Below are 15,403 nucleotides of genomic sequence, written 5' to 3'. Positions count from 1 at the left end.
CAACAGGTAGGTATCAGTTTTGGGTTCAGTTTCATTAATATTGTATATTTGAATTGTTTATTCTTTTGCCTCAGCATATAAAGTCGGGCTTTGCAACAGCCAGCAGAAGCAAACCATCGAAAAGAGAGTAATTATATTTATTTTTTTATTCAAACAAGCTCTCATCATGATCCCAAATTCCTTTATCCAATAAAAGCCGTTACAATATTAAAAACATCCGGATACAATCATTATTTCTCGTATTTCTTAATAAATTCCATATTTTGCTGCTCTATATCGCTGACCTTTACAGTTCGATCAAATACATCTGGATCATACACTCCCACATACCACGACTGTGCATCAAAATATGCCTGCAATTCTTTATCATTAAGTTTTCTACCAAATCTATCAACAATCTCATTTCTAGCCCTTTTTAGGTCATCTTTTGAAAGACCTACTAGATCGGCCTCAGTCAAAAGCCTTTCTGAACTATCTGGAAGAATGTAGTCATCATTACCTTGATTAACTGCACCTTTTTCAGCATCTTTATATAATGTCATTTCCGGTGCAAAATCATATTCCCAAACACCTCTTAGAATATGTAACGCCAATCCTTTGCTATCCTTATCTACTAAAAACGACATTTGATCTTGCCCTTTTGATAAGAATACTATAATCGCATCTCCATTCCTAAGATCACTATACTCAATGTTCCAAAGATTACTTTTTTCTCCAGAATATGTAAATCTAACTTGCGTTGGAGATATGAATTCAGCGGTTCTGTACTGATCACTGTATGATCCTTTTAATACTTCATATCCATCATCCGGAAGACACCCTTCCCATGCGCCTTCCAAAAATCCTTGTCCATACCAAGGGGTTGAATTCTTTTCTTCGCTTGTTGCAGGATTCGCATTATCATTTTTACCCTCAGATTGGAATCCCTCTAAGAATAAATCAACCTGTATGTTTGGATCCATAGTTATAACAGGACATAATGGAATAGCCTCACCATCAACCTTAAAGTATATTACATTATTCATTTCAACCCAATGTCCACTCGAAATTAAAGTATCAATTTTATCGTAAAAGTTGTAATACTCATAATTAAAGTGAGCAACATTACTAGAATCATAATAGTAACTTTCTGCAAGCCCAATCTGAGCATCCTTTGTAATCTTTTTCTCATGTGAAAAAGGAATGGGATTGCCACCATCAACAGGGTATAGGCATGAAGATTCACTTGCAGGGACAAGGTATACAAAGCCATCTGACCTTTTTTCCAAATTGGCATCTGGCACATAATACTTCGTTGAATAATATGTATCCATGATTTCGTCAAAAGTCACGGATGTATCTTCGCTAATCCTCTCCAAGGTCGAATAACAATGCGTCTTCTCATAATCCCATCCCCCACCTTCCATCAGCGAAAGATAGAATTTTCCTTCCTTATCATGCCATGATTCTACAATACTCCCCGTATCAACATACAATATTAGTGAATCACCTCTGTATTCATATTTTTCTATTCTTATAGTTTCTGAAGTTGTTCCATTATCATCAATTATTTCATTAGGAGATACTATTTTATAAGCAATAAAGTTCACGCCTGAATAGTATGTCCCCTTTATTTCTTCATAGACATCTTCTGGCAATCCGCCTTCGTGATTATCACTTATATCTTGTTCTTTTTCTTGTAATGATTCATCTTTATCAGTTTGAGCTTCATCTAATACTATTTGCTTTGACTCTTCTTCTGCTATTTCATTTTCTACTTTTTTACCATTATTATTGGATTTTATTCCCGCAGTTATAGCAATGATTAAAATCACTGCAAAAACAGGTACTAATACGCAAGCCCAACCGAGTATATTTATCTTTCCATTTTTAAAGAAGAAGTCTTTTATAGATTGTCCAAGCGTTTTACCTGATACTACACTTGTCACTTGTTTTGCAATATCACTATTTCCAGATGGTTGCTTATCAGCATCATGTCCTACATCATTGTCTAAAGAAACACTATCAACGAGTTCTTTAACTGATTGTTTCCGTTCTTCCTCATTAAGCCTATCATCTTGGATAATAGAATATATTTTCTCTTTTATTTTGCTGTTATTATCATCGAAAGACTGTAATCTCTCCTCTATTCTTTCAAATTCTTTTTTATCCCTTTGACAAAGATAAAGATAAATTAAGCCTATAAGATATGCGACTATAGCAGCTATAATCCAAGTTGAGCCACCTCCAAAAAGGGAAATAAGCATTAAAAGAGTACCGACTCCAATCAAAACGCCACTAGCTGTCTTCCATTTTGAATGACTCTTTTTCTTTTTTTCTATTTCTTCTTTATATTTTAAATGTTTTTCATCAATAGACTCTTCTGTTGGATAATTCGATACTATGACATCGTCTTTACATCCATCAGAACTCATATAACATTCAAATTGCTTACCCTTATATTTGTAAAAAATATGATAAACACTCAGAAACAATGTCTGTCTCTTCACACCTCGTATATCATGTCCTGAAAGTGTAAACTTTTCGTATCGATTTCCAGGAATATCATATCTTGCATCACTTCCCAATTTTGAAAAAGCTTTTGTTATTGCTTGATCTTCAGCCTCATCAAAAGTAAGATTTTCCGCTATTCGGTTGTAATTTGAAAAATATTCATCATTAACTTCAATAAACTTATCGCTTGCATAATTATCAGCCCATTTCATTACAGTATCAGCTATTTCACTAGTAACCGTACCTATTTTTACAGCATATTCCCTCGGCCCAATATGACCACTTGTCTGTTGAACATTATCAGTAACTACTCTTTTTTTGTCTTCATATACTGTTTTTGACAATGGCTTACGTTCTCTATATACGCTACCATTTGCTGTGATTTCTCTATCCGATCCATTACGGTTATGTTCTCTTCCTCTGTAATCTATATAAACTGTAACTTGATGTGCCACTTGATATGTTTCTTGATGCTCCCAAATACTTGTGGCATTCCAATCTGCTCCACAATTGATATGGAAAATAGCATGCGGAAAATATTCTTTTTCGACCTTAGTTATCTCAACGCCATAAGCCACATCGATCGGTGCGTTATCTTTACTTATCAAATAGCATAATAAATCTTGTTTGATCTGTTCTTCATCAGTGATAAATTCAGCCGCCAATAATTGATTCGCGCCTAAAAAACTGCTGGATAAACTATTAAACAATGATTTATCTATATCGTCAGGAGCATCGTTATCTCCTAACGCCTCAGACTCATCCAATAATGCATTTTGTATACTATTCCAATTTTCCCAACTAAATTCATATCCATGTTTAGTTTTTCTTATCATGTCCTACTCCAATATCAGCTATAAACTCGTCGTTCAAATTACTTGCGTATCAGAGTTCAATATTTTGAACATCCGTTATATCTAAACCTTTTAGCATCTCTTTTGTTATGTTTTTATTACCATATAATCTATCTGCTTGATTCAAAATGGCTTTTTCAAATAAATTTCGCACCTCTCTTGCATTTGCAAAATATCTATCATGTTGTTTTATTCTATTATCGAACTTTGATTTAACAGCTTCCAACACATCGTTGTTGTAGGTATATCCACCTTTCTCACACATTATTGAAAAAATTTTGCCCAGCTCTTCTACAGTGTAATCCTCGAAGTATAAATACTTATTAAATCTAGACTGAAGTCCTGGGTTTGAATTAATAAAATCTTTCATAGGCTCTGTATAACCGGCAACAATAACAATTAAATCATTTCTGTTATCTTCCATTGCCTTAAGCAATGTATCAATCGCTTCTTGCCCATAATCATTATTAGAAGATTTGTCCTGTGCCAGAGTATATGCTTCATCTATAAAAAGTACTCCTCCCATTGCCTTATTTATAACTTCCTGAGTTTTAATAGCTGTTTGACCAACGTATCCTGCAACTAACCCTGACCTGTCAACCTCCACTAAATGGCCTTTTGATAGTACGCCGATCTTATGATAAATATCTGCCAAAAGTCTTGCGACTGTCGTTTTTCCAGTCCCAGGATTACCATAAAAGACCAAATGGTTTGACAAATCCGTTCCACTCAACCCATTTTTGATTCGTAGACTTTCAATTTCTTTCATATGAACTAATTGATTAACATCTTTCTTTACCGCATTTAATCCTACCAATGCATTCAATTCAGATAGCAAATCATCCACATTCGTCTCAGAATCACATGAACTCGATGTATTTTCAGCCTCATCTGCAAACAAGGTACCATTATATTCATTGATTAGATTTATATACTCATTAAAAAAAACAAGCGACGACTCATCATCACCATACTGATTCATTAAGTCAGTGCCCATCTCCGTTAACTTTTGTATGTCAAAATTTAGAATCAGCTGCGAATATTCCTCTGAGATTTTGTTTACAACATCTCTTTTGTCAGGGTGTACAAATTGAATCAATCCTCCGGCATAATAAAACAACTTAGAAATTGAATCAAAATAGCCATCGACATCTGCGTTTTCTCTTGGCATTGTCGCAGCTAAATAATATGGCAACATAGGCGGTATCTTTTCAAATATCGGTGGCAAAAAATCTATCTTATAATCTTCTAACACCGATGGCTTTATGTAATCCGTTCCAAGTGCTGTACATATCATTTCTGCTTCTATTGAATCTATGGGTCCAATCGATACCGCAATGTATACCATTAAATTAAAAACTTCAGCATACAATATTTTGTCTTCTATAATTTTCCTCAAAGGAGTATCTCGATAAATGGTTGACAATCCATCATTGAAACCCTGAATCATCTCTAATGTTTTTTTTGCTATCTCTTCTTGTTTTTCATTTATATATTTCACAATAAGCTCCTTTGTGTAACAAATAAAAAATATATCCGAATCAATCGTGCAAAAACAGCTATAAATCCAGACAGGGTGCTAATCTCCCTTATATTAAACATTATAGATTTTTGATTTTACTAATTCCACTTTATAGGTGATATTTAATAATATTTAGAAAGTTTTTATTTTCTATAACGTTTTCCGCTCGTCATTATTCCGTTCCAAATAAATATAGCCAAGCTCATCTCCAAGCCAGGCTATCTATCAATCCATCATTATTAAATTCAAATCTATCCTTCCAAACTTAGCATAGCATGGGTTTTTATCTAAGATGCTACACAAAAAAATAACAGCTCAGCAAAAAGCCAAGCTGTTCTCATACATGAATGTGCCATATCGGAGCCGGTTTATATTGTTACTGTAAAGGGTGCTAACGAGGTGCAAATAGGATGATGAAGTGCTCAGAATGTGCCTAAAATACGGCATTTTATCACTTTTGTCGGCACGCTGCCGTGGTAGACGAATAAAATTCTTATCATTTATCTTTGCTCCTTGAAATTCTGAGTTATTCCCTGTAATGCGCACCATTGCGGGATAAAAATTGTGTTCACATATCACGGTGACAGAACTATAATATCACAGTTTGTGTGATAACAATGTATTTTCTGCTTATTATCCGGCATCTACTTTAGGATATCAGTAATAGTATACACCCCGTCTTTTCTCTCCAAAATCCCTTCTGCAACCATATCCCTCCTGATAGTGCAAAAGTCATCATGGAAATCAGCGATGATCAGATTCACTTCTTTCTCCGTATATTTTTTGCCCTTCTTAAATGCTTTTCCAATTTCTTCAAGAACAATCTTTTCTTTCTTGCGCTGACTGGGAATAGCTTTAAGCTTGCCATATTCAAAGAAAGCATCAATTACTTTTTTGCGATATGCATCGTCGCGCTCTTTTTGCAGTTCACTCTCCGATGTCTTTTCTCTTAAGATATCAATAATGTTAACCTCAAAAAGCTCCTTATTGATGGAATACATAGTATAGTACTGATCTTTGTAAGACTTAACTGCCCCTGCATCTTCGAGTTTTTTCAGGTGAAAAGAAACTGTGGCAGAGGTCAGTTCAAGGCGCTCTGCAAGGCGCTCAACGTACATATCTTCTACCATAAGCGACTTTAGTATAGACAGTCTTGATCTATCTGCAAGGCATTTAAAAAAAGCAATTGTTTCCTTATCTGTCATGACTACCTCCCGTTTCAAAATAATTCATCAAATTTCTCTATGATACTATCGGCCACTTTAAGCTTGGCTTCTTCAATCATGATCTTCTCTGCATCATCATGCTCTTTTGCTTTTGATAGAGAATTTCTCCACTGCGCAGGGACATTAACAGATAGCTTTTTAAAGCCGTCTATGAAGCCCCTCTCATCTCCGGCCGCCTGCTTATATGGCACATCTATGAGTGAAGTAAAAACATCATAAATGTTAAGAGCAGCCCTATATGCTCTGGCTTCATCCTCTCTGTCGTCAGCAATAAGAGAATCTATCCGGGACTGTGTCTTCTGCTTTTCATCTGCCATAAATTCTTTTAATTCTTTAATCTTGTTTTCCATAATGTAAATTTCTTGTACCTCATAATATCTATTTTTTAGTAAATAACCATTTGTACGGCTCTTAATAAACTTCTCCAATATCTACAAAATCCATATGAAACCTGGCCTTATTAGTTCCACCAAACAAATAGTTCATTCCAAGTCCGATATGAAATGTTCCAAGTGCATCCTCGTCAAGAGCAGCCCCTTTTCCGGAATATGAAACCGCCGGATTCATGCCAATTCCAAGTTCTCCGACTATCCTTGCCCCTTCTTCCTGCCCAGAAAGAAGCTCATTAAGTGCGTCACAGTCAGAATCTGTTACTCTTCCATTCTTTATTGTCATTGTTATATTGTCAAAAGAGCCAACATCTTCAATAAACAGATTCTTATAAAAAACAGTTCCGTTTGTCTTATCTTCTAATGGCGCTATATAGATCTCTCCGCATGGAAAAGCACCTTCTCCCGCATCAATGATCCACTCTCTTCCTGTAACATCCATAGTAAGTGTACTATCTTCACCGGTTCTTATTGTTATGATATTTGAAGTAAAGCTATCAATCTTCTTCTGACATTCTAAGGTAAGTGCTTCGTAGTCAATATTCAAAGCCTTATCCATCCTGACCTTATATTCTTCATAGTCTTCTCCTGCAAGTGCAGCATTAGTCTGTGACGGCATAGTAATCTGAATAAGCTTTTCGTGACTGCTCATGAATGAAAAAAGTAATCTAAGAACCATAGAAAAATCTGCATATTTATCTTTTTCAAGTCCCCTTGGAGGCATTCCGGCAGGTCTTTGAAGAACATCTATGACCATAGTACAATCTTTAAACGGCTCAAAAAAGCTGTCATCTATATTTTCAGCACCTTTACTGGCAAGCTCTATAAGATATTCCTCTGTGAAGTTCAGCGTTTTGTATTTAATCCCTTTACTATTTAACTCGTTTTCAAACAGTTTAAGGTCACTGTCATCTCCCTCACTCCAATAATTGAGTAGGACTATGTCGTCAGCAGCTATCTTCATGGCGTTTATCATTTTCTCAATAGTATTTTGATTCATGTCTATTCTCCAGTCTATTTTCTTTTAGATATCCATCTAATTATTTTATATTATTTTTACATCAGTAAATTTAAGTTGTCAATATTATTTTGATGAGTATCTAATCATTTGCATTAAAAGAAGGCCAATCCTATATCTATTTGGATTAGCCTTTCTATAAACTGCGTTTTATCTAGTTGTCTTTTAATCGCTCCATAAGCTCCGGAATATCGTATTTAAGTGTTTCATACACAATCTCAAGATCCACATTTCAGTAATCATGAACAATCCGATTTTTAAGGCCTGACATTGCATCCCACGTAATATTACTATCGTCAGACTTATACTCAAGCGATAGTTTCAAATACTTGTAAGTTTCAAGCCGTTTAAGCTTCCGCTTATTACCTTAACTCTTCTTTCACCTGCGTTAAGGTCAAAATAGTTATCTGACAAAACAAGGTTATCTTCTTCATTGAAGATTGCTACGCTCTTCGCATAGGCTGATGCTGAAACAACAATTTCATCTCCCTCAACCCTTAAGTTCAAATTTGGCTCTACAAAATTGAAATGTTTTGGCGGGCAGAACAAAACTGTACCTTCAGAAATTACATTTCCATTTTCTGTAAGCTGATAGGATACGTAATTGTCATGAAGAAGTGCCTCGGAAAGCTCAACCTCAGGAAGCCAAAGTGATGAAAGCTTATCTACTACAAGCGATTCTTTCTCTTGTCTTAACACATTTGCATAAGCATCTCTAAGCTGCCAGCATACTGTAACCCCATGTGATGAAAGGGTTTCATTTGCAATATTCAAACGTATTGATTTTGTAATACTATCAATCTCATCATTAACACTTACACATTGATCAAGATAGCCTCTTTCTGCACAGGAAATCATAAGCGGAGCAAAAAATCTCTTGGCATAATACTGCAGGGCTTTCCATCTTCCATAATAATCAATAGAAGACCATGACGCTACAGGCCAGCAATCATTCAGCTGCCAATACACAGTACCCATACATCTTCCACGATTTCTTCTAAAATGCTCAACTCCGTAACGAATAGCCTCAGCTTGCAACAACTGAGAATAATATACTAACTGGTCAAGACTTTCAGGGTAACGAAATGTCTGACTCATATAGTTCATTATTTTACCATTTGCTACAGAATTTCTCTGATGTTTTTCCATAACATATGAAAAAATATTTCTATCTTTTGGTTCTGTAAAACTTTCTATAGTCTTTACAGACGGAAACGACTGGAAACCAAATTCAGAAAGATATCTGAAATAAAAGCTTCTATATGCAGTAAAAGGCTGATTTCCGTGCCATACTTCCCAATAATGTACATCTCCTCGATTTTCATCATTTGGATTATCAAAACCTCCGCCTGATGAAGGACTTGCTGGCCAGTAGAATGTCTGTGGATCTTCTTTTTTCAAAATCTTAGGAAAAATATATTCATACATCTTCACATAATCAGACTTAAGCGTGTTCTTGGCTCCCCATGTTCCCTGACCAACGAAAAGCTCCATCTCATTATTTCCGCACCAAAGTCCAAGAGAAGCATGGTGACGAAGTCTTCGAACATTTTCTCTTACTTCTTCAACAATGTTTTCCTCAAAATCTTCAGATAATCGATATACAGCACATGCAAACATCAAGTCCTGCCATACCACAAGACCAAGTTCATCGCATATATCATAAAAATCATCTTCAGGATAGTATCCACCGCCCCACACTCTAATGCAGTTAAAGTTAGACATTACACATGTTTCAAGAAGCTTCCTTGTTCTATCTTTATTAACTCTTCCAAGAATATTATCCTGAGGTATGTAATCAGCTCCCATGGCAAATATCTTTATACCGTTAACTTTATGCGCAAATTCTTCGCCGTACTGGTCTTTTTCTCTGGAAATTTCCATTGTTCTAAGACCAATTCTCTTATCCCAGACATCAACTACATCTTCGTTTTCATAGACAAGTTCAGCCTTTACGCGATAAAGAGGATGCTTTCCATAGCCATTCGGCCACCAGAGCTTAGGATTTGAAATCTCAATCTTTTCCCCTAGCTTTACATTCTCATAAATAACCTCTCCATCTGGAGAAAATACATTTACTCTAACCTGATATTTATCAAGAGTATTCCTTGAAACATAATCATTTGCAATGCTGTCAGGATTCAAAAGATCTATCTCACTCTTTTTGCCAGCTTCTTTAATCAGAGCTCTGGTAGTTAAATAAACTTTTCCATCTGTATGTTCCTGTTTTACATAAAAAGATGAAAAGAAGGCCTTCTTAACATATAAAAAGCTTACCTTTCCCTGTAAACCTGCATCAGGAAGTCGCGGGCCCCAATCCCATCCAAACATATAGTGAGCTTTTCTAATCTTAGGAAATCCTCTACTACAGTCCTCTGCTCCAAGAACAGGATCTTTTTCAAACTCACTTCTAATAAATTTGTTAGGTGAATGAATAATAACTCTTAGCCTGTTTCTTCCAGACATTAGAAGCTCTTTTACAGGTATTTCATACCTTCTATGCATATTTGCAACAGATAATAAGTGCTCTTCATTAAGATAAATATCAGCAACAGTATCTATCATATCGAATACAAGAAAAATTTCATCACATTCCTGATAATCTTTATCTTCAACAAATTTAAACTCATTAAAGTATTCATAGTCATAATCCATCAAGGCTCTTGCTTTATCTTCATTGTCCCTGAAATATGGATCATCCATTCTACCATTATTAAGAAGATTAGTATAAACAGAACCAGGTACCTTGGCATCAAGCCATCCATCATCACCGATTCTCCTCATCTTCCAGCCTTCGCTTAATATTTTGCTATACAACCTCTTTTTCTCCTTCCGTAAGTTGACTAAACAGCTACTGCCAAAAGCAATAACTAAAAATCAAAGATAACGTAAACCCATATAACCCTCTAAATAATTATAAGCAAAATGCGATTATCAAAACCACACTTTGCTTATAACCAAACGTAATCTTATGTAATTATTTTACTCCATTTATGACTCAAGCGTCAAAATTTTTTTAAAATCCAAACGGAAATTCTCCAAAGAAGGAATCTCCATTTTCTCCGCCTTCACCTTCACTATCTCCCGGCATCTGATTACCATTTCCGTCTCTTTGTCTATTTCCATCAATGCCATCATCAGCTGAATTGTCACTGTTTTCCTGAGACTTACTCAAATCTTTAGCACTATCTAAAGTCACCTTGACGTCCATTGTCTGGTACTTACCATCGACTTTTCTAAGAAGAGTGATTGTAACTTCATCACCTTTGGCATAATACTTCATAAGTCCTGTAAGCGTACTTGCTGAATCGACCGCATTTTTGTCAATTCCTGTGATGAGATCGCCTTTCTTGATTCCAGCCTTATCTGCAGCACTATCCTTTGTAACAGCTGCAACATAAGCTCCTTCAATTCCTGTAGGTGACATGACTGAAACTCCCAGCGCGCCCTTCTTTGCATCATCTACAGCAATCTTAGTATTAGAATTCATGAACTGATTTATCAAATCTACAACATCCGAAATAGGTATTGCAAATCCCATTCCTTCAACTGTCGTAGCTCCAATCTTACTGGAAGTTACACCTATAACTTCTCCCTTTGAATTCAGTAAAGCACCGCCGGAGTTACCAGGGTTAATAGCTGCATCTGTCTGTATGAAAGTACTCTTTTCATCCTTCTGTGTCTCAATTTCTCTATTAGTGGCACTAACTACACCTGTTGTAACTGACTGACCATAACCTAGTGCATTACCTATTGCTATTGCCGGTTCACCAACTGTAAGATTATTGGAATCTCCAAGATTTGCTACCGCAATTGAACTTAATGTATCATTTGATAAATCTGATAGTTCGACTGCTACTACGCCAATATCTTTTCCTGAATCTGTTCCCTTCAGATAAGCGGTAGCTTTCTTTCCATCAGCAAAAGTAACTTTCATTGAATTAGCATTTGATATTACATGATTATTAGTTACAATAATAAGTTCTTTATCATTTTTGGCTACTATTATTCCCGAACCGGATCCACTGGATTTTTGTTCAGCTGTCTGTCCAAAAATATTCATAGTAGTTGTCGTAAAATCGCAATCAATTGCTACAATAGACGGCATGCATGCTTTAACAACTGAAGTTACATCTGTTGTAACTATTGAATTAGAACTACTAGTTGAAAGCCTAACAGTATTATCAGTATTATCTTTTGCAGTTAACTTTCCTGTATCTACAGACTGTACTATAGCGCTCTTATGAAAAAGAGTATTATAATTCATTGCACCATACATTCCAGCGCCGGCACTTACACCGAATATAGCTGCTAGTGCTGTGGCACATAACGCTTTTCTTACAAACTTGCCTTTTGATTTAGCTTTTTTTGGCTTTCCATTGCCTGTAGATTTATTAGCTGCATTATCATTACTGTCAGAATTAACTACGCTTCCTGTTACATCATATATGTTGTTGTTTTCGTTCCAATTCTCCATAATAGAAACCTTCCTTTCATCAAAACAAAAACTTGAATCTCTTTCTTGTTTACATTTTCAAGTCTAGTTTTGTTTTGTGAAGGAATTGTGTTCTATTTTTGTTTCAATTGTGTTCTTTTATTTTTAGTCCCTAAACACCTTATTTGTTCTTTCTTTTCCATACCTGGAATGTATAGCAGGTATCAAAGTATGTCTTTTCATCAGTCTCATCAGCAAGTTCCCAGTCATCATCTTTCTCAAGATTAGGGAAAAAGCAGTCAGCTTCATAATCTCTGTCTATTGCAGTTACAATACATGTATCAACATATGGAAGAAGTTCTTTGTAAACACTTGCTCCTCCTATTACATATACGTCTTCGCTGTCATATTCTTTGCAAAGTTCGAGCACATCTTCGATGCTTCTGGCCATTATTGCCTTACCGGTTTCAGTGCTTCTTACATTTATATCTTCGTTACGTGACAAAATGATATTGGTACGCTGATCAAGAGGAAGTGAATTAGGGAAAGTGCTGAGAGTTTTTCTTCCCAGAATTACAACCTTATTTTTAGTCTCTTTTCTGAACATACGATGATCTTCAGGAATGCTTACAAGAAGCTGACCTTTATTACCAATGCCCCATTTAGAATCTACTGCTACTATTGCTTTCATATTCTCTCCATTTTTCTTTTTTATTTGTCAAATTGCAATCGGAATATTTGTTATCTGATTGCCCGCAACCTCGTATCCTTCCACTTTAACATCATTTCTGGTGAAATCATAGAAATCCTTGATGTCAGGATTAAGTACAAATTTAGGTGCAGGAAGTGGCGTTCTCTCAATAAGCTCTTTGATAAGAGGAATGTGTCTGTCATAAATATGACAGTCAGCTATTACGTGAACAAGTTTTCCGACCTTCATACCTACTACCTGTGCCAGCATATGCAATAAAACTGCATACTGAACAATATTCCAGTTATTGGCAGCCAGCATATCCTGTGAACGCTGATTCAAAATTGCGTTAAGTGTAAGCTTATCATCATCTTTTTCCTGAGTAACATTGTAAGTCATACTATAAGCACATGGCTCCAAGTTCATTTCAGACAGTTCACTTACATGCCAGGTTGTAGTCATGATACGTCTGCTGAAAGGTGTAATCTTCAAATCATATATAACCTTGTTCATCTGATCCATGATTGCAATATTATTCTTTTTATCAAAAACAATATCTGCCTCCACGTTTTTGGAATTATCAAGACCTACATGTCTGTATTCAACTGTATCTATAGTTTCTTTCTTTTCCCAATTAGAAAAAGCCTCGTCAAGACCTTCTATTGTTACACCCTTATATTTATTTTTTTCTCCAATCTGGTATCCATAAGCTTTTCCGATTGAGCCGGCTTCATCTGCCCATTCATCCCAGATATGAGAATTCAGGTCATTAATATTGTTGGATTTTTTTTGATAAATCCACAACATCTCATCTGTTGCGCTCTTAAGAGCAGTCTTTCTAAGCGTCATAATAGGAAATTCTTCAGAAAGATCATAAGTATGAACCTGACCAAAACTCTTTAATGTATAGGCAAGAGTTCCATCTTCCCAGTGCGGACGAACTTTTTGTCCTTTGGTACTAGTACCATTTTCTAAAATTTCCTTACACATTGATATAAAAATTTCATCTGCTTTTGACAATTTTATTCTCCCATCATTTCTTCAATCTGAATACAATATAGCAACTAAAAATTATTAACACTCGAATCATTTTATTATCAACAAAAAAATGTTTCAAGCATCATACTTATCCAATATATTTATATTATTTTTCCCATTTATCACAAAGTGAATTAATCTGATCTGCAAATTTTGCTTTATCTTTATTGCTTAATCCCTCAAGACGCGTAATAAGCGCAACAAGTCTTGCACCTGCTGCCTTAAGCCTTGAGTAAACATCCTGTCCTGTAATGGCAGTTTTCTTCTGCGCAGGAATAGGAATTGCTTCTTTCTCAAAACGGCCATTTACTAAATCAAATACCGTTCCACTATATGGAGCATACGTATTAAATCCATATTCTTTTTCCAAAAACTGTGAAAAAGCAACCGTTACCGAATCTTCACCGTGGACGATGAATACTCTCCTTGGCATTTTGCGAAAACTTCTTATCCACTCAGTAAGTCCGTCTCTGTCAGCATGTCCAGACAACCCCTCAAGTTTAGCGATTTGAGCATTAACATCAACTTCCTCACCAAGAACTTTAACTTGCGTTGCCCCATCTATAATAGCACGTCCAAGTGTTCCTATCGACTGATATCCCACAAATAATATCGTGCATTCTTTTCTCCAGAGATTATGCTTGAGATGGTGCTTGATTCTGCCCGCATCACACATTCCTGAGGCAGACAAAATAACTTTTGGTGTTTCATCAAAGTTTATTCCAACTGATTCCTCTTTTGTTATAGACAACTTTAATCCGGGAAAAGTAATAGGATTTATACCTTTTCTTATAAGATTAAGTGCCTCCTCTTCATAATACTTGTACTGATGATTATTAAATATTTCTGTTGCATCAACGGCCATGGGACTATCAACATAAACTGGAAAGTTTGGAAGAGCAGTTACAAGATTCCGCTCTTTTATTTGACGAAGAAAATATAACATTTCCTGCGTTCTTCCAACTGCAAAAGATGGAATTACAACATTTCCTCCTCTTGCAAACGTACTATTCAAAATCTCTGCTAGTTCGTAAACATAATTTGTTTTTTGAGCCGCATGAAGCCTGTCTCCATAGGTAGATTCCATAACTACATAGTCGGCTTCATCAGTTGTCTTGGGATCTCTTAAAAGAGGTTGGGATTTGTTTCCAATATCGCCAGAAAAAACAATTTTTCTCTTTTGGCCTTTCTCTTCCATCCATACTTCTATGCTGGCAGAGCCAAGGAGATGGCCAATATCGGTAAAACGAATTTGAATTCCCTCACAAACATCTATCACCTCATCATACTCACAGGAAACAAAAAGACGCATAACGCCTTCAGCATCCTCCATTACATAAAGAGGTTCGATTTGCTTAATTTTGCTGCTTCTTTTTCCTTTTCTTGTATGCCACTCAGCTTCCTGCATTTGGATGTGAGCACAATCTCTTAACATAATACTGCATAAATCAGTTGTCGCTCTAGTGGCAAAAATAGATCCTCTAAATCCCTGTGCATATAAAAGTGGAAGAAGTCCGCTGTGATCAACATGTGCGTGAGTTAAGAAAACATAGTCAACAAGTGCCGCAGAAACAGGAAGTTTTGCGTTTTCATACACATCTTTTCCCTGTTCCATACCATAATCGATAAGAATTGTTTTGCCACATACTTCTATAACATGACAACTTCCGGTTACTTCATGATCTGCTCCGATAAAAGTTAGTTTCATACGCATTCTCCTTGTTAGTGGGAAAAAGA

Annotated in this window: 11 protein-coding genes; all 11 read right to left on the bottom strand. The window is 35.8% G+C overall.

Translation table 11 applies throughout. From position 1 onward, the window contains the following. Positions 1–230: 230 nt before the first annotated feature. Positions 231–3,329 carry a YARHG domain-containing protein gene (locus G634_RS0102615; RefSeq protein ID WP_026503993.1) on the bottom strand — a complete coding sequence of 1,033 codons (3,099 nt, stop codon included), beginning with the start codon at positions 3,327–3,329 and terminating at the stop codon, positions 231–233. A gap of 49 nt (positions 3,330–3,378) precedes the next feature. After that, positions 3,379–4,848: an AAA family ATPase gene (locus G634_RS21330; protein ID WP_196805272.1), complete on the bottom strand. Its 1,470-nt coding sequence runs from the start codon at positions 4,846–4,848 to the stop codon at positions 3,379–3,381. 665 nt (positions 4,849–5,513) lie between these two features. Beyond that, a complete protein-coding gene (locus G634_RS0102605) occupies positions 5,514–6,074 on the bottom strand; it encodes a DUF2087 domain-containing protein (protein ID WP_026503992.1) in 561 nt (186 codons plus the stop codon). A gap of 14 nt (positions 6,075–6,088) precedes the next feature. Beyond that, a complete protein-coding gene (locus tag G634_RS0102600) occupies positions 6,089–6,445 on the bottom strand; it encodes a hypothetical protein (protein WP_026503991.1) in 357 nt (118 codons plus the stop codon). Between the two features lie 61 nt (positions 6,446–6,506). Continuing rightward, a complete protein-coding gene (locus G634_RS0102595; RefSeq protein WP_026503990.1) occupies positions 6,507–7,484 on the bottom strand; it encodes an aminopeptidase in 978 nt (325 codons plus the stop codon). Positions 7,485–7,734: 250 nt separating this feature from the next. Next, positions 7,735–7,827 (bottom strand): HepT-like ribonuclease domain-containing protein, encoded by a 93-nt coding sequence (locus G634_RS21935; protein ID WP_334291184.1) that lies wholly within the window; start codon positions 7,825–7,827, stop codon positions 7,735–7,737. After that, positions 7,824–10,319: a beta-mannosidase gene (locus G634_RS0102590; RefSeq protein ID WP_026503989.1), complete on the bottom strand. Its 2,496-nt coding sequence runs from the start codon at positions 10,317–10,319 to the stop codon at positions 7,824–7,826. The genes G634_RS21935 and G634_RS0102590 overlap by 4 nt, the downstream gene beginning before the upstream one ends. Before the next feature lie 199 nt (positions 10,320–10,518). Beyond that, complete coding sequence (locus tag G634_RS17705) at positions 10,519–11,979, bottom strand: S1C family serine protease (protein ID WP_051233637.1); 1,461 nt, start codon at positions 11,977–11,979, stop codon at positions 10,519–10,521. Positions 11,980–12,118: 139 nt separating this feature from the next. After that, positions 12,119–12,628 (bottom strand): dihydrofolate reductase, encoded by a 510-nt coding sequence (locus G634_RS0102580; protein WP_026503988.1) that lies wholly within the window; start codon positions 12,626–12,628, stop codon positions 12,119–12,121. 27 nt (positions 12,629–12,655) lie between these two features. After that, positions 12,656–13,648: a thymidylate synthase gene (gene thyA / locus G634_RS0102575; protein WP_026503987.1), complete on the bottom strand. Its 993-nt coding sequence runs from the start codon at positions 13,646–13,648 to the stop codon at positions 12,656–12,658. A gap of 124 nt (positions 13,649–13,772) precedes the next feature. Further along, complete coding sequence (locus G634_RS0102570; protein WP_026503986.1) at positions 13,773–15,374, bottom strand: MBL fold metallo-hydrolase RNA specificity domain-containing protein; 1,602 nt, start codon at positions 15,372–15,374, stop codon at positions 13,773–13,775. Positions 15,375–15,403 lie beyond the last annotated feature (29 nt).

Origin of the sequence: Butyrivibrio sp. NC3005, from assembly GCF_000424545.1 — a bacterium.
GTDB lineage: Bacteria > Bacillota > Clostridia > Lachnospirales > Lachnospiraceae > Butyrivibrio.
The sequence above is the reverse complement of the archived record's forward strand: the minus strand, read 5'-3'. Positions and strand labels throughout refer to the sequence as shown.